This window comes from Duganella sp. CF402 (genome assembly GCF_900109645.1).
In the GTDB taxonomy this organism is placed as follows: Bacteria; Pseudomonadota; Gammaproteobacteria; order Burkholderiales; family Burkholderiaceae_D; genus Rugamonas.
Map to the genome: position 1 here is coordinate 788,918 of NZ_FOBG01000002.1, position 16,842 is coordinate 805,759.

At 63.5% G+C, this 16,842-nt stretch carries 13 protein-coding genes; 12 read left to right on the forward strand and 1 reads right to left on the reverse strand.

All coding sequences use genetic code 11. The annotated features are described in order from the left end of the window. On the forward strand, positions 1-2,958 hold the full coding sequence (locus BMZ70_RS21565; RefSeq protein ID WP_092279279.1) for a sensor histidine kinase: 2,958 nt from the start codon (positions 1-3) through the stop codon (positions 2,956-2,958). A gap of 32 nt (positions 2,959-2,990) precedes the next feature. Continuing rightward, positions 2,991-4,088 (forward strand): anhydro-N-acetylmuramic acid kinase, encoded by a 1,098-nt coding sequence (locus tag BMZ70_RS21570; RefSeq protein WP_092279281.1) that lies wholly within the window; start codon positions 2,991-2,993, stop codon positions 4,086-4,088. A gap of 123 nt (positions 4,089-4,211) precedes the next feature. On the opposite strand, the gene BMZ70_RS21575 is transcribed toward BMZ70_RS21570, so the two are convergent. Continuing rightward, positions 4,212-5,135: a helix-turn-helix domain-containing protein gene (locus BMZ70_RS21575; RefSeq protein WP_092279283.1), complete on the reverse strand. Its 924-nt coding sequence runs from the start codon at positions 5,133-5,135 to the stop codon at positions 4,212-4,214. Between the two features lie 145 nt (positions 5,136-5,280). Between BMZ70_RS21575 and BMZ70_RS21580 the strand changes: the two genes are divergently transcribed. The 10 genes from BMZ70_RS21580 to BMZ70_RS21625 all read left to right on the forward strand — a co-directional run bounded on the left by BMZ70_RS21580 (position 5,281) and on the right by BMZ70_RS21625 (position 16,842). Beyond that, on the forward strand, positions 5,281-6,246 hold the full coding sequence (locus tag BMZ70_RS21580; RefSeq protein WP_092279285.1) for an ABC transporter substrate-binding protein: 966 nt from the start codon (positions 5,281-5,283) through the stop codon (positions 6,244-6,246). Positions 6,247-6,264: 18 nt separating this feature from the next. Next, positions 6,265-7,290 carry an amidohydrolase family protein gene (locus BMZ70_RS21585; protein ID WP_092279287.1) on the forward strand — a complete coding sequence of 342 codons (1,026 nt, stop codon included), beginning with the start codon at positions 6,265-6,267 and terminating at the stop codon, positions 7,288-7,290. A gap of 1 nt (position 7,291) precedes the next feature. Beyond that, entirely contained in the window at positions 7,292-8,140 is an 849-nt protein-coding gene (locus BMZ70_RS21590) for an amidohydrolase family protein (RefSeq protein ID WP_092279289.1), read from the forward strand. A gap of 18 nt (positions 8,141-8,158) precedes the next feature. After that, entirely contained in the window at positions 8,159-9,457 is a 1,299-nt protein-coding gene (locus BMZ70_RS21595) for an MFS transporter (RefSeq protein WP_092279291.1), read from the forward strand. A 27-nt stretch (positions 9,458-9,484) separates the two neighbouring features. After that, positions 9,485-10,471 carry a DODA-type extradiol aromatic ring-opening family dioxygenase gene (locus BMZ70_RS21600; protein WP_092279293.1) on the forward strand — a complete coding sequence of 329 codons (987 nt, stop codon included), beginning with the start codon at positions 9,485-9,487 and terminating at the stop codon, positions 10,469-10,471. Between the two features lie 18 nt (positions 10,472-10,489). Then, positions 10,490-11,347 carry an HpcH/HpaI aldolase family protein gene (locus tag BMZ70_RS21605; RefSeq protein WP_092279295.1) on the forward strand — a complete coding sequence of 286 codons (858 nt, stop codon included), beginning with the start codon at positions 10,490-10,492 and terminating at the stop codon, positions 11,345-11,347. A gap of 1 nt (position 11,348) precedes the next feature. Then, positions 11,349-12,899 (forward strand): acetolactate synthase large subunit, encoded by a 1,551-nt coding sequence (locus BMZ70_RS21610; protein ID WP_092279297.1) that lies wholly within the window; start codon positions 11,349-11,351, stop codon positions 12,897-12,899. Between the two features lie 13 nt (positions 12,900-12,912). Next, positions 12,913-13,791, forward strand: coding sequence for a substrate-binding domain-containing protein (locus BMZ70_RS21615; RefSeq protein WP_092279299.1), 879 nt, complete (start codon positions 12,913-12,915; stop codon positions 13,789-13,791). Positions 13,792-13,917: 126 nt separating this feature from the next. Then, positions 13,918-15,483: a DUF1302 domain-containing protein gene (locus BMZ70_RS21620; protein WP_229205531.1), complete on the forward strand. Its 1,566-nt coding sequence runs from the start codon at positions 13,918-13,920 to the stop codon at positions 15,481-15,483. An 18-nt stretch (positions 15,484-15,501) separates the two neighbouring features. Continuing rightward, positions 15,502-16,842, forward strand: a complete 1,341-nt coding sequence (locus tag BMZ70_RS21625) for a DUF1329 domain-containing protein (protein ID WP_092279301.1) — start codon at positions 15,502-15,504, stop codon at positions 16,840-16,842.

Genomic DNA, 16,842 nt, shown 5'->3' on the forward strand with positions numbered 1-16,842 from the left:
ATGAGCTTACGCATCTTCAAAGCCCTTCTGTTCTCGTCCCTGCTCGCAGGGCACTCCCTCTCCGGCGCCACCGCGCCGCGACCGCTGCTCACCGATTACACCCACACCGCCTGGACCGAACTGGATGGCGCCCCCACCGGCGCCACCAAGCTGGCGCAGGGCGCCGACGGCTGGCTCTGGATCGCCTCGCCCAGCGGCTTGTACCGTTTCGACGGCGTGCACTTCGAGCGCATCGACAAGGTCTACGGCCACCCGCTGGCCTCCAACAATATCAATGCCCTGGCCATCGCGCCGGACGGCGCGATCTGGGTCGGCTACCGCATCGGCGGCGTCTCGGTGTTCCGCAAGGATGGCGCGCATACCTATGCCGAGGCCGACGGTCTGCAACCGGTCGGCGCCATGCACATCGAGATGGCGCCGGACGGCGCCGTGTGGGTCGCCATGCGCGACGGCCTGGCCGTGCTGCGTCCGGGCGCCCAGCGTTTCCAGTACCTGCCGTCCGAGGCCGGTGTGCCGGCGCTGGGCGTGTTCCAGACCTTGTTCGCGCGCGACGGCACCGTCTGGGTCGGCACCAATATCGGCGCCTGGTTCCGCCGGCCCGGCGAGCTCCGCTTCAGCCAGGCCTGGCCGCGCGACACGGCGCTGGTGGCGCTGCACGAGGCGCCGGACGGCGCCATCTGGGCCAATGACTTCAAACACAGCATCTTCAAGGTGCGCACCAGCGCCCCGGCTGCCGGCGAAACCATCAGCGCCGAGTTCGAGGGCGATTCCGTGCGCTTCGACCGCCAGGGCGTAATGTGGCTGACCCACTCCCACAGTTTTGAACGCAAGCTGCCGGAAGGCGGCGCCGACCAAAGCGTGACCAAGCTCGACCACATCAGCGGCCCCATGCTGGGCGCCACGTTTGAGGACCGCGAAGGCAATCTCTGGGTCGGCACTTCGCGCGGCCTCGACCGCTTGCGCCGCAACCGCCTGCACACCGCGCCGGTGGTCAAGCAGCTCGAATACCCGGCGCTGGTCAGCGGTCCCGACGGCGAAATGTGGGTGGGTGACTACGGCAGCGCCGACCTGTGGAGCTACGGCCCCGACGGCCGCATCGAGCGCAAGGCCGAGGGCGCGCTCACCGCCAGCTACACCGCGCCCGACGGCACCGTATGGCTGGGCAATCTGGATGGCGTGCGGCGCCTCGATCGCGACGGCCGCGTGACCTTCTTCGCGCCGCCGGACGAAGTGCGCACCCTGCGCTTCCACGCGCTGCAGCAAGACCGCCACGGCAAGCTGTGGGCTTCGTTCTCCGCCGGCAAAGGCGTCTATCAACTATCCGACGGCCAGTGGACCAAATCCGGCGGCCTCAAGGGCCTGCCCGACTTGCTGACCACCACCATGACCGTCGATGGCAACGGCGACCTGTGGATGGCGCACCAGCGCAGCCAGATCAGCATCGTCAGCGACGACCGGGTGCGCCAGCTGGGGCCGCAGCAAGGCCTGCAACTGGGCACCATCCTGGCCTTGCAGGTGGAAGGCCGGCATATGTGGATCGGCGGCGAGAACGGCGTGGTGCTGTACCGCGACGGCCGCGTCATGCCCTTGCTCGGCGAACGCGGCGAAGTGTTTCGCGGCGCCTCCGGCATCGTGCACCTGCCGGGCGGCGAGCTCTGGATCAATGGCGCGGATGGCTTGTACCGCATCGGTGCGGCCGAGCTGGGCAAATGGCTGAAAGGCGACCGCAGCGCCCTGCCCTTCGAACGCTTCGATGCACAGGATGGCATGCAAGGCCACGCGCCGCAGCTACGGCCGGTGCCATCGCTGAAGCGTGCGCGCGACGGCTTGCTGTGGTACGCCACCACCGGCGGCGTCGGCAGCATCGACCCGGCGCACATCCTGCGCAATCCGCTGGCGCCGCCGGTGGAAGTGGCGAATCTGCTGGCCGACGGCGTGCCGCATGCCATCCCGCGCAATGGGATGCTGTACCTGCCGCAAGGCACGCGCGATATCCAGATCGACTTCACGGCGCTCGGCCTGTCCCTGCCAGAACGTGTGCGTTTGCGCTACCGGCTGGTGGGGCTGGACCGCGCGTGGCAAGAGCCGGTCGGCCGGCGTCAGGCTTACTACACCAACCTGTCGCCGGGCCAGTATCGCTTCGAGGTGATCGCCTCCAACGAGGACCAGGTCTGGAACACCAAGGGTGCGGTGCTGGAGATCGATATCCCGCCGACCTTCGTGCAGAGCGTCTGGTTCAAGCTGCTGCTGGTGGCGCTGGGCCTGCTGCTGTTGTATGCGGCTTATGCCCTGCGCATCCGCTACCTCGAACGCCGCATGCAGGAGCGCTTGCAGGAACGCCTCGGCGAGCGCACGCGCATCGCCCGCACCCTGCACGACACCCTGCTGCAAAGCATACAGGCGTTGCTGCTGGGCTTCGACGCGCATAGCCGGCATTTGAAGGAAGGCACGCCGGAGCGCATCCGGCTCGATCAAACGCTGAGCCTGGCCGAGCGGCTGCTGGTGGAGGGGCGCGACCAGATCATGGACTTGCGCGCCTCGGGCTCGCCCGATGTGCTGGCTCTGACGCTGGAACAATTCGGCAAAGGCCTGGCCGAGCATCGTGCGCACATGTTCGATACCAGGGTCCACGGCACGGCACGTCAGTTACGTGCCGAAGTGCACGATGAGATTTATGCCATCGCGCGCGAAGCGCTGTTCAACGCCTCGCGCTATGCCGAGGCCAGCCGCATCGTGCTGGAAATCGATTACAGCGGCAGCGCCTTCGTCATGCACATCCGCGACAATGGACGCGGGCTGGATGAATCGGTGGCGGCAGCGGGCCACCGGCCGGGGCACTGGGGCTTGCAAGGCATGCGCGAGCGCGCCAACTGCATCGGCGCCACACTCGACATCGCCAGCCAGGAAGGCGATGGCACCGTCGTCACCGTCACCGTGCCGGGCAAGAAAGCTTACTGAACTATAATCTGGCGATTGATCAGGAGAGCGCTATGGCTTTGTACATCGGTTTAATGTCGGGCACCAGTCTGGATGGCGTGGATGGCGCGCTGGCGCAGTTCAATGGGCCTGCCATCACGACGCTGGCGGCGGCGTACATCGCGTTCCCGCCGTCGCTGCGCGCGGAGTTGATGGCGCTGCAGGCTGCGGGCGCGAACGAGATTGAGCGCGAGGCGCTGGCCGCCAATCAGCTGGCGCAGTTTTATGCGCAGTGCGTTGCCGAACTGCTGCGCGAGTCGGGCAAGCAGGCGCAGGACGTGCGCGCGGTCGCCGTGCATGGACAGACGATACGCCATCGCCCCGAGCTGGGCTTCACCCGCCAGACCAATAATCCAGCCCTGCTGGCCGAGCTGTGCGGCATCGATGTGATTGCGGATTTCCGCAGCCGCGATATCGCCGCCGGTGGGCAAGGCGCGCCGCTGGTACCGGCCTTCCATCAGGCTTTGTTCGGCAAGGCCGGGCAGGCGCGCGTGGTGGCGAATATCGGCGGCATCTCCAACATCAGCGTGCTCGGTGGCGACGGTAGTGTGATTGGCTTCGATACCGGACCAGGCAATGTGCTGATGGACGGCTGGATCGCGCGCCATCGCCAGCAAGAATATGATGCGGATGGCGCCTGGGCGGCCAGCGGCAAGGTGATTCCAGATCTGCTGGCCGAACTGCTCAGGGAACCTTATCTGGCGCTGCCTGCGCCGAAAAGCACGGGCCGTGATTTGTTCCATCTGGATTGGCTCGATGCGCGCCTGGCCGTGCACGCGCCGGCCGCGCCGGAGGACGTGCAGCGCACGCTGACGCAGTACACGGCGGTGACGCTGGCCGATGCGATCAAGAAGTACGGCGGCGGCGCCGATGCGGTCTACATTTGCGGCGGCGGCGCCTACAACAGCGTGCTGATGGATGCGTTGGGTGCCGAGTTGGGCAAGCAGGTATTGGTGGCGTCCACGCAAGCGCTGGGCGTTGCGCCCAACCGCGTGGAGGCGTTAGCGTTCGCGTGGCTGGGATACCGCTTCAGCGAGCGGCTGGCAGGCAACCTGCCTTCCGTGACGGGAGCAAAAGGCGAGCGCGTGCTAGGCGCGTTCTACCCTCGCTGACCACTTCCCCACCCGCCCGTCATTCCGGCGAAGGCCGGAATCTATAGAACGCTGGCGGCAAGTCACACTCAGCATGGATTCCGGCCTACGCCGGAATGACGCGCGCGGGGGCATGGCAGAGAACTATGAACGCCGGGCGGCGATGCGGAACTGGCTTGGCGTCTGCCCTACTTCCTTGCGGAAGAAGCGCGTGAAGTAAGCTGCGTCGGTAAAGCCCAGCCAGTACGCGATCTGCTCCATCGTCATGTCGCCGAAGATCAGGTTGCGCTTGGCCTCGGTGATGATGCGTGCATGAATCATCTTGGTCGGACTCTGCCCCACCGCCGCCGCACACGCCGCGCGCAGCTGCACCAGCGACACGCCCATCATCGACGCGTAATTCTGCAGCTGCAAATTCTCGCGGTAATGCGCGTCGATCAGTTCGCGGAAGCGATCCGCCAGCCGCACCTCGCTGCCGCTGGCGACCACACTTTCCAACTCATCCATATGCGCGCCGCGCACCAGCATCAGCAATAGCGATGTCAGCAGCGCTTCGGTGCCGATCACATGGCCGATGGTCTTGGCCGACACTTCCTGCGCCAGCTTGCCGATCAGACTGAAGAACTCATCCGCCGACTCGGCCGCATACGACAGCGGAATCACGCGCGGCGACGCCCACAGCTTGATGAAGTCCTGCAGCTTGCTGTTGATCTGCTGCAGATAGGACACCTCGATGGTGAGCACCCAGCGATCCACGTCCACCTCGTAATCAAGCCCGTGCACCGATTCATTCGGCAGCAGCAGCGCGCACGGCGCCTCGAACGGCACACTGTGCCCTTCCAGATTCATCACGCCGCGACCATTACGCACGAAGATCACCTGCCCGTAATGCGGATGTGCGTGCGGCTCGGTGCGCCAGCGTCCACGTTCCGTCACGTGGCCGATGTTGACGAACCAGTTGTCCTTTTCCTCCGGCTTTTCCACGTACAGACGCACCTTGGGAACGGTAGTCAGCTTAGGTTTGCCGTTGGCATCGCGTTGATACTTTGTCATCGCATTTGAAGTCATAAACGCCTCCTGACTCGCACTATATCTGCGACTTTTGGCAGGTGCAATACATCAAAACAAAAGTGCCAGCGAATGTCATTTTTGTGTAGAGACGCCCGTAGGTCCAACTCCTATTCTTGCAACATCAAACCAAAGGAGAATGAAGTTGGCCACTAAAGTTAAGCTCAAAATTGCAATTGCCGATCACCCGCACACCATTGCAATCAAAAACGGCTCCATCCCGATCGAGGGTGTCGATGCCGAATTCGTCACCGTCAAACCACAGATCGGCGCCTTCCGCCGCATGGTGCGCGACGTTGAATTCGACGTCTGCGAGCTGGCCCCCACCACCTACATCATCGCCCGCTCCTATGGCGCGCCGTTCGTCGGCCTGCCGATCTTCGTAGTGCGGCGCTTCCACCACGGCGGCCTGCTGGTCCGTCCGGACGCCAACATCAAGCATCCGAAAGACCTGGAAGGCAAGAAAGTCGGCGTGCGCGCCTACTCGGTCACCACCGGCGTGTGGAACCGCCAGGTGCTGATCGACGAATTCGGCCTCGACGCATCCAAAGTCACCTGGGTGGTGGATGATGAAGAACACGTCACCCAACTGAAACTTCCGGCCAACGTGATCCACGCCGCACCAGACACCTCGCTGGCCGACATGATGGCCAAGGGCGAACTGGTGGCCGGCAACGAAGGCGCGGCAGGCATCGGCCGCACCGGCGCGCCAACCGGCGGCTGGCAGGAAGTGGAAGCCGACTACCCGGACCTGCTGCCGAACGCCGCCGAGCTGGAAAAGGAATACTACGGCCGCACCGGCGTCTATCCAATGCACGGCACCATCGTCGTCAAGGATTCGGTACTGGCCGAACATCCGTGGATTGCCAAATCGCTCTACAAAGCCTTCGACCAGGCCAAGAAGGAATGGCTGGCCAAGCTGGACTCGGGCGAACTCACCGACAAGAAATACCAGGCGCTGCAAGAGATCGTCGGCCACGACCCGCTGCCATACGGCATCGCAGAAAACCTGAAGACCATCGAAACGCTGGAAGCCACCGCCTTCAAGCAAGGCCTGACCGCGCGCCGCATGGCAGTCAACGAACTGTTCGTTGATCCAAACGCCAACTAAGAAAACAAGAGAGACACCATGATTATCGATTGCCACGGTCACTTCACGACCGTACCAAAGTCCTTCCGCGACTTCCGCGCCAAGCAAGTTGAATTCGCCAACGATCCGGCCAACGGCCCGTCGCGCGACGAGGCCTACGTCTCCGACGACCAGATCCGCGAAGCCATCGGCGGCGGCCAGCTGAAACTGCAACAGGAACGCGGCGGCGACCTGACCCTGTTCTCGCCGATTGCCGGCCTGATGAGCCATCACCTCGGCAACGAGCGCACCAGCCTGGAGTGGGCCGAAATCTCGAACGACCTGGTCTACCGCGTCACCGAAATGTACCCGGACAATTTCGCGCCGGTGTGCCAGTTGCCGCAATCGCCGCTGGCGCCACCCAAGAACAGCATCCCTGAGCTGCGCCGTTGCGTGGAAGAGCTGGGCTTCGTCGGCTGCAACCTGAATCCCGATCCCACCGGCGGCTACTGGACCGGCACCCCGATCACCGACAAAGAGTGGTATCCGCTGTACGAAGCGCTGTGCGACCTCGACGTGCCGGCCATGATCCACGTGGCCGCTTCGTGCAACCCATGCTTCCACGGCACCGGCGCCCACTACCTGAACGCCGACACCTCGGCCTTCATGCAGATCCTGCAATCGAACCTGTTCAAGGACTTCCCTAACCTGCGCCTGATCATTCCGCATGGCGGCGGCGCCGTGCCTTACCACTGGGGCCGTTACCGCGGCATGTCGCTGGAGATGATGGACCGTCCGCTGGAAGGCCTGCTCAACAACATCTTCTTCGATACCTGCGTCTACCACCAGCCGGGCGTGGAACTGCTGACCAAGGTCATCCCTGCGGACAACGTGCTGTTCGGCTCCGAAATGATCGGCGCGGTGCGTGGCAAAGACCCTTGCACCGGCCACTACTTCGACGACACCAAGCGCTATGTCGACGGCATCGCCGCGCTGACCGCCGAAGACCGCCACAAGATTTACGAAGGCAACGCGCGCCGCGTGTTCCCACGCCTGGACCAACGCTTGAAAGCACAAGGTAAATAAGATGACCTCCATCGTAGACATTCACCCGCACATCATCTCGGACGACGAGCAAGCCTATCCGCCAGCGCCGCTGTTCGGCAAACGCTCGGACTGGTCGCAGGAACGCCCAAGCACCGTGGAAGCGCTGATCGCCGCAATGGACGCGGCCGGCGTGGCGAAAGCCGCCGTGGTGCACTCATCCACCACCTACGGCTTCGACAACAGCTACGTGGTCGACGGCTGCAACAAGTACAAGGACCGCCTGGTCGCAGTCGGCTCGGTCGACGTACTGCAGCCTGATGCTGCCAAGACCATCGTCGAGTGGAAAGAACGCGGCCTGGCCGGCCTGCGCCTGTTCACCGGCGGCAGCACCAAGGAGTTCGATCCGAGCGAGCTGGAAGACCCGCGCTCGTATCCGGCATGGGAACTGTGCTCGGAACTGGGCATCACCATGTGCATCCAGACCGGCCCGATCGGCCTGCCGCAAGTGACCGCGCTGGCCAAGCGCTTCCCGAAAGTGAAGATCATCCTCGACCATCTCGGCCGTCCGGACGTGCTCGACGGTCCACCGTACGCCAACGCTAAATCGATGTTCGACCTGGCCGCGCTGGACAACATCTACTTCAAGCTGACCCCGCGCATCTTCGGCGACGTGAAGAAGGAAAAAGCCAGCGCCGAGACCTTCTTCCCGGCGGTAGTGAAAGAGTTCGGCGCGCAGCGCCTGGCATGGGGCTCGAACTTCCCGACCTCGCCGGGCACGCTGTCCGAGATCCTCGCCACCGCGCAACAAGGCCTGGCTTCGCTGAGCGATGAAGACCGCGCCTGGATCTTCGAAAAAACCGCCAAGACCCTGTATCCAAGCCTGGCGTAAGACCAGAGAAAGAAAAATATGGAGACGAACAAGCAAGGCGCCCAAAGCATCACCAGCCGCTGGACCATCCTCGGCTTGCTGGCGATCGGTGTACTGATTTCCTTCATCGACCGCACCAGTATTTCGTCGGCGCTGGCGGACCATAACTTCGTGAAGGAGTTCGACCTGTCGAGTGTGGATCGCGGCTGGATCAATGCCGCCTTCTTCTGGTCCTACGGCCTGTTCCAGATTCCGATGGGCGTGGTGGCGGACCGTTACGGCGTCAAGTGGCCGTACGCGATCTGCTTCGCCGCCTGGTGCCTGGCGACGGCGGCGATGGGCGCGGTAACGGCCCTGGGCAGCCTGGTAATGATGCGCCTGATCATCGGCGCGACCGAAGCCATCGTGATCCCGGCCAGCTACCGCTGGATCCGCAACAACTTCGACGAGAGCCAGAACGGTCTCGCCGTCGGGATTCTGGCGATGGGCAACAAGTTCGGTCCCGCCATCGGCGCGCCGGTGGGCGCCTGGCTGATCGTCAACTACTCGTGGAACATCATGTTCATCGCCACCGGCATCGCCGGCCTGCTGTGGCTGGCGCCGTGGCTGGGCCTGGTGCGCAACGACTTCCCCAACAAGGAGCAACTGGCCACCGCCAAGCGCAAGGCCTCGTCAGTGACGTTTGGCGCGATCTTGTCCAGCCCGGTCGTATGGGGCGGCATGATTACCAACTTCTGCTACGGCTACTTCACCTTTTACTGCATGAGCTGGATGCCGGCCTACCTGGTCGAGCAGCGCGGCCTGTCGCTGGCCAAGTCGGGCCTGTACACCTTCTTCAGCTTTGCCGGCATCGCCATCGTGGCCGCCATCGCTGGCTGGGCGGCGGACCGCGTGATCGCCCGTGGCGGCAATCCGGTGCTGGTGCGCAAGGCCTTCATCATCGCCGGTTTCATCGGCGGTTGCACGGTGCTGCTGGGAGCGTATGCGGACACGCTGGAAATGGCGCTGTTCTGGAACGTGCTGTCGCTGTCGCTGCTGGGACTGGCCACCGCCAACAACCTTGCCCTGTCGCGCCTGACGCTGATCCCCAAGCAAGCCATCGGCGCAGTCACCGGCGTGCAGCAGGTCGCAACCTCGCTGGCCGGCGGCGTGGCGGCGAGCCTGTCGGGCTGGCTGCTGCACATCAGCGGCAGCTATGACTTGCCGATGATGGTGATCTTCGTTTTCCTGATTATCGGCGCGGTCGCCACCGCCATCCTGTTCCGTCCTGAATGGGCGCCAAAAGTTACCGAGCCTAAGCAAACAACTCCAGACGGCGTGCAGAAAACCGCAGCCTGACACACAAAACACATAGAGGAAATACTCATGGCAAAAATCGTATTCGGCATGGCCGTACCGCACAGTGGCATGCTGGGCCAGGCGCCAGAAGACTGGCTCAAAAATGGCGAACGCGACCGCAACAATCCTGAGCTGTGGTTCCAGAACCGCACCTGGACCTATCCGGAATTGGAAGCCCACCGTGGCGCGGCGTTTGAAAAGTACCTGACCATCAAGGAACGCACCGCGCGCGCCGCCCGCTGCCGCGCCGCGCTGGACAAGATGGCTGAAGCCTACCGCGAAGCCAAGATCGACGTGGCCATCATCCTCGGCAAGGACCAGAAGGAAATCTTCCTCGACTTCTCGCCGTCGATCGCCATCTACAGCGGCGCCGAAGTGCACAACGGCCCGCCGCAGCGCTCGGTGTATGCGCCGGATCACCACGTCACCCACCCGTGCCATCCGGAGCTGGCCAAGCACCTGATCGACAGCTTCCAGAAAGAAGGCTTCGACCTGACCGACCTGTTCCAGTGGCCGGACAACGTGTGGATGAAACCGCTGCCGGAATACCCGGTCGCGCCGCACGCCTACAGCTTCGTCTACCACCAGATCATGGACGACAACCCGCCGCCGCACGTGCCGGTCATCATGAATTGCTTCTACCCGCCGACCCAGCCGTCGATGGCGCGCTGCATCGAGTTCGGTCGCGTGCTGCGCGATGCGATCAAGGCCTGGCCTGCCGATGTACGCGTCGGCATCTTCGCCTCGGGCGGCCTGTCGCACTTCGTCAACGACGAAGAGTTCGATCACAAGATCATGAAGATGCTGGGCGAGTACGACTACGACGGGCTGGCCGCCGTACCGGACGGCTACTACCAGTCCGGCACTTCGGAAATCAAGCTGTACGTCAGCGTGATGAAGGCGCTGGAAGAAACCGGCGCCGAGATGACCCTGGTCGACTACGTACCGTGCTGGCGCACCGCCGCCGGTACAGGCGAGGGCATGGGCTTCATGTACTGGAACGCTGAAAAATAACTAATCCAAGAGGACATCATGAGCAATACCCGTTTGAATGGCATCATCCGCGCCTGGGAACAAGGCAAAGTCGCGTTCACCGCGTTTTCGAAAATCGACAAGCAATCCGCCATCGACATGAGCGACGCGCCGTATGACGGCATCGTGTTCGAAATGGAGCACAACCCGTACGACGTGTCGGCACTGGGCGACTCGCTGCAGTACCTGCTGAACCGCAAGCAGATCGCCACCTCCGGCTCGCTGGCGCCGCAGGTGACCCCGCTGGCCCGCATTCCGGCCAATGGCGTCGAGATGAACCAGTCGTTCGCCAAGCAGGTGCTGGATCGCGGCGTGTACGGCGTCATCACGCCGCACGTGGCGACTGTGGAGCAGGCTTACAACGCGGTGGCTTCTTGCCGTTATGCGCGTCCAAAAAATGCACCGCTGTACGAGCCAAAAGGCGTGCGTGGCGACGGCCCAATGAACGCCTCGCGCTATTGGGGCCTGACCCAGCAGGAGTACTACGCCAAGGCCGATGTCTGGCCGCTGAATCCAAACGGCGAAATCCTGTGCGGCCTGATGATCGAATCGACGCAAGCGATCGAGAACCTGGACGACATGCTGGCCAATGTGCCGGGCATCGGCTTTGTGCTGATCGGCGAAGGCGACCTGTCGCAGGAACTGGGCCTGGCGCGCCAGTACGACCACCCTGAAGTGCTGGCCGCAATGGCGCAGATCGTGGCAACCTGCCACAAGCACGGCGTCAAGGTCGGCAATCCGCACGTCACCGCCGCCAACTACGAACGTCTGCTCAAGGAAGGCTATAGCTTCCTGATGTCGGCGCCGCAGCGCAGCTATGGCGTGATCGGCAAGGCACGCGAAATGGCGGGGTACTAAGATGAACGGCGCCGAAAGCCTGGTCAAGACATTGACCGACCAGGGTGTTGATATCTGCTTCGCCAATCCCGGCACCTCGGAGATGCACTTCCTGAAGGCGCTGGAGAATCCGCGCATGAAGTCCGTGCTGTGCCTGTTCGAGGGTGTATGCACCGGCGCGGCGGACGGCTACTACCGCATGAAGGGCACGCCAGCATCGACGCTGCTGCACCTCGGCCCCGGCCTGGCGAACGGGCTGGCGAACATCCACAACGCCAAGCGCGCATCGTCGGGCATGGTCAACATCGTGGGCGAGCATTCGGCGTCGCACCTGAAGTACGATCCGCCGCTGACTTCGGATATCGAAGGCCTGGCGCGTCCGCTCAGCCATTGGGTGCGCCGCTCCGAGAGTTCGGCCTCCGTGGCATGGGACGTAGCGACCGCCATCGCCAAAGCCAGCGAGCATCCGGCCCAGATCGCCACGCTGCTGCTGCCGGGCGACACCTCGTGGCAGGAAGCGGGCGAGCAACCGCTGCTGCCGCCGATCACCGCGCCACAGATCAAGCGCCCCGAGCCGGCGCGCATCGAAGCCATCGCCAAGGTGCTGCGCTCGGGTGAGCCGGCGCTGGTGATCCTCGCCAACCGCGCCACCCGTGGCCGCGCGGTGGAGCTGGCCGGCAAGCTGAAGGCCGCTACCGGCTGCCGTCTGGCGACCCAGTTCTTCACCTCGCGCATCGAACGCGGTGCGGGCCGCGTGACGCTGGAACGCATCCCTTATGCCGTGCCGCAAGCGCTGGAATTCCTCAAAGGCTTCAAGCACATCATCACGCTGGAAACCACCGAGCCGATCGCCTTCTTCAGCTACCCGGACAAGCCGAGCCTGCTGAAAGCACCGGGCACGATGGTCCACACGCTGGCCGAAGCCGACGAAGACAGCGAAGCCGCGCTCGACATGCTGCTCTACGCGCTGGACGCAGGCGGCGCGCAAGCCATCCTGCAACAGCGCGCCGAAGCCGTCATCCCGCAAGGCGCATTGAACCCGGCCAGCATCGCCGCCGCACTGGCAGCCGCACTGCCCGAACACTGCATCCTGGTCGACGAATCGCTGACCACCGGCCGCGAAACAATGGGCCTGACCGTGGGCGCCGCCCCGCACGATCTGATCAACAACATGGGCGGCTCCATCGGCTACGGCACCCCGGTCGCCACCGGCGCCGCGCTGGCCTGCCCGGACCGCCGCGTGTTCTGCATGGTCGGCGACGGCAGCGCCATGTACACCATCCAGTCGCTGTGGACGCAAGCGCGCGAAGGCCTGAACGTCACCACCATCATCTTCGCCAACAACAGCTACGCGATCCTGAAAGCCGAATACGCCAACATGGGCGCCGGCGCACCGGGCCCGCAAGCGCTGGCCATGATCGACATCGACAAGCCGCGCATCGACTGGCTGGCAATGGCCAAGAGCATGGGCGTGCCCGCCGTGGCGGTCGATACCGCCGAAGGCTTCTACAAAGCCATGCACAACTCCACGCGCGAACAGGGTCCGACCCTGATTGAAGTCCGCCTGTACTAATCAAGGAACCACTATGACCACCGTATTACGCACCAACCTCTCCGAATACAAAGTCACCAAGGCACTGCTGGACGGCCGCATCACGTCCGACATCGTCAAGCTGGACTTCTGCGGTCCTACGCCTGCGCACAACGGCTTCAAGGCGATGGTGCGCGAGAACCAGTTCGACGCCGGTGAACTGGCCATCGTCACCTTCCTGCAAGCCAAGGCTTACGGCAAGCCGTACGTGCTGCTGCCGGCGCCGATCTCGGGCCGCTTCCAGCACCACTGCGCCGGTTTCAATATCGACTTCGGCCACCTCGATCCGAAAGATATCGAAGGCAAGGAAGTCGGCGTGCGCACCTACACCCAGACCACCGCGCTGTGGATACGCGGCATCCTGCGCCATGAATACGGCGTGGACCTGGACAAAGTCCTGTGGCGCACGCTGGGCGACGGCCACTTGGCCGAATACACCGATCCGGAAAACTGCAAGCGCCTGCCGGCCGGTTCCTCGATTCCGGACCTGATGATGAAAGGCGAACTGGCCGCAGCCCTGCTGGGCGAGGACATGCCGAAGGACGAGCGCGTACGCACGCTGGTACCGGATGCCCATAACGCCGCACTGAAATGGTTCGAGCGCGAAAACGTGGTGCCGGTCAATCACTTCTTCGTGGTGCATGAAGACGTGTCGAAGAAGAACCCGGACGTGGTGCGCGAAATCTACCGAATGATTATCCAGGGCCGCCAGCAAGCCGAAGGCGGCGTGCCAGCGATCTTCCCGCCGATCGGGCTGGAAGCCAACCGCAAGGGCATCCAGCTGGCCATCGACTGGGCGCTCGATCAAAAGATTATCCCGCGACGCTTGTCTGTCGACGAACTGTTCGACGACATCACCGGCAGTCTCGGATAAACGTCATTCCGGCGCAGGCGGACGGTCCGCCGGTGCGGTCCATAGAACGCTGGCTAGCATGCTCAGCATGGGTTCCGGCCTTCGCCGGAACGACGCGGTTCACTTCACAACAACAACGGAGACAAAATGAAGAAATTGGCAATCGCATCCGCCATCGCAATGATGGCGGGTGGCGCGGCACATGCAGCGGATCTGAACCCAGGCGGTGACTGGCAGATCCGCTGGGACAACACCCTGAAATACAGCGCCGGCGCGCGCGTGGAGTCGGCCAATCCGGCGCTGACCACCGGCGCCGCCAAGGTCAACAACGACGACGGTGACCGCAACTTCAGCACCGGCCTGATCTCCAGCCGCTACGACCTGCTGACCGAGTTCGATATCCAGAAGGACGGCTTCGGCCTGCGCCTGTCCGGCGCGGCGTGGTACGACTCGGTGTACAACCAGAACACCTCCAACAGCTCGGCTGCCACCAGCAACAACCTGAGCCGTCCAGTCAGCTGGTTCTCGCCAGAGACCGCCCGCATCGCCGGCCGCAACGCCGAGATGCTGGACTGGTTCGTCTTCGGCCACAACCAGATCGGCGACGCCAACCTGTCGTACCGCCTCGGCCAACACTCGCTGATCTGGGGCACCACGCTGTTCTTCGGCATGAACGGCATCGCCAAGGGCATGGCGCCGATCGACCTGTACAAGCTGTCGATTCCGGGCACGCAGGCCAAGGAAACCACCATCCCAGTGCCGCAGCTGTCCAGCACTTTGCAGCTGACCAACGACACCAGCGTCGAAGCCTACGTGCAGTTCAAGTATCGCCCGACCCGCTTGCATCCGGCCGGCAGCTACCTGAGCTCGACCGACATGCTGGGCGACGGCGCGGAAGCGATTTACGCCGGTCCGCTCAAGCTGACCAATATGGGCCTTGCCAAAGGCGACCTGTCGAACAACTTCGGCCTGGCGCTGAACACCCGCAGCGAACTGCTGGACGCCGACCTCGGCTTCTACGCCCTGCGCTACAACGACACCTCGACGCAAGTGGTCACGCAAGCCGCCACCCGCCGCTACTACCTCGCGGTGCCGAACGGCGTGAAGATGGTCGGCGCCAGCGTATCGCGTCTGGTGGGCATTGCCAACGTCGGCTTCGAAGCCTCGGTGCGCGATGGCCAGACGCTGAACGCCAAGCAAGGCACGGTGGTGCTGCCGGTCGGCCAGACTGCGGACTGGTTGAACAATAACACGCCGTATCCAACCGGCCGTACCGCGCACCTGAACCTGTCCACCACCATCGTCAGCGGCGCAACCGCAGCATGGGATGGCCTGAGCGTGGTGGGCGAGCTGTCGGGCAACCACCTGTTGAGCGTGAAGGAAAACGTCGCCAAGGTCGATACCACGCTGAACAAAACCGCCTACGGCGGCCGCGTGGTGTTCACGCCGACCTGGTATCAAGTGCTGTCCGGCCTCGACCTCAGCACCCCGGTGAATGTGGGCTGGGCGTTCAAGGGCCGTTCGGTGATCGATACTGCGTTCCCGTTCTCCGGCAGCCCGGATAAGGGCGGCGAGCTCGCGGTCGGCGTCACCGGCACCTACCTGACCAAGTACATCGCCAACGTAACCTTCATCAACTATCGCGGCAAGACCACCAGCCAGCCGCTGCTGGATCGCGACTACGTGCGTTTCAGCCTGCAAACCAGCTTCTGATCAAGAGGAGACATTCAGATGAAAAAGAACATTCGCAACCTGATGGCCGTCAGCCTGGCCACCATCGTCGCCAGCGCTTTTGCGCAAGCGCCTAACCTGAAATCCGGCACGCTGACGCCGATGGGCGCCGAGCGCGCCGCCAACAAGGACGGTTCGATTCCGGCATGGGACGGCAAGGCCGTTGACACCAAACCGGGCGCGGACAACAAACGTCCGGATCCCTACGCGGCCGAGAAGCCGATCGCTTCGATCACCAACGCCAACGTGGCGCAATACGCCGACAAGCTGAGCGACGGCACCAAGGCGCTGCTGGCCAAATTGCCTGGCCTGCGCATCGACGTGTACCCATCGCACCGCAGCGCGGTGTTCTCGCAGGCGATCTATGATGCAGTAGCAGCCAACGCGACCCGCGCCAAGCTGACCAACGGCGGCCTGACGGTGGAAGGCGCTTACGGCGGCATTCCATTCCCGGTACCAAAGAACGGCCATGAAGCGCTGTGGAATCACATGCTCAGTTATCGCGGCCAGCTGACCACTTTCACCGCCGACAAATACGTGATGACCGCCAACGGCGACCGCGTGCTGACCAATCGCCAGAAGACCAGCCTGGCCTATCCGTACTATGACCCGAAAGGCAAGGCGGACGGCTTCAGCGGCGAGTGGGCGCGTGCGCGTCTGGACGTGACCGAGCCGCCAGCCAATGCCGGCCAGGCATTGATGACCATCGACTACGTGGACAACTACAGCAAGCCGAAAGACGGCTGGCAGTATGTGCCGGGCCAGCGCCGCGTGCGCAAGTCGCCCTCGCTGGTGTATGACACGCCGGACGCATCAGCGGCAGGTCTGGCCAACTTCGATGACGTGAACCTGTTCATCGGTGCGCAAGACCGTTACGAAGTGAAGCTGATCGGCAAGAAGGAAATCTACATCCCGTACAACAACAACGGTTTGTTCCGCAAGCCGGTGAATGCGGTGATCGGCAAGGGCGCGCTGAATCCGGACGCCGTGCGTTGGGAACTGCATCGCGTGTGGGTGCTGGAAGCTTCGCTGGCCAAGGACAAGCGCAACGTGGCGGCCAAGCGTCGCCTGTATCTGGATGAGGATACCTGGCAAGCGGTGCTGGCCGATACCTGGGATGCGCAAGGCAAGCTGTGGAAGACCGGCCAGGCCTTCACCCTGCTGGCTGGCGACGAGCCATCGGCGAGCACCCTGAGCTACACCTGGTTCGACCTGCTGTCGGGCGGCTGGGTGTACGCGGCGGCGATCAACGAAACCGGCGGCGTGTCGTATCAGGACTACGATGCCAAGCAGCTGACCAAGTTCACCTCCAGCGCACTGGCAAGCGGCGGCGTGCGTTGA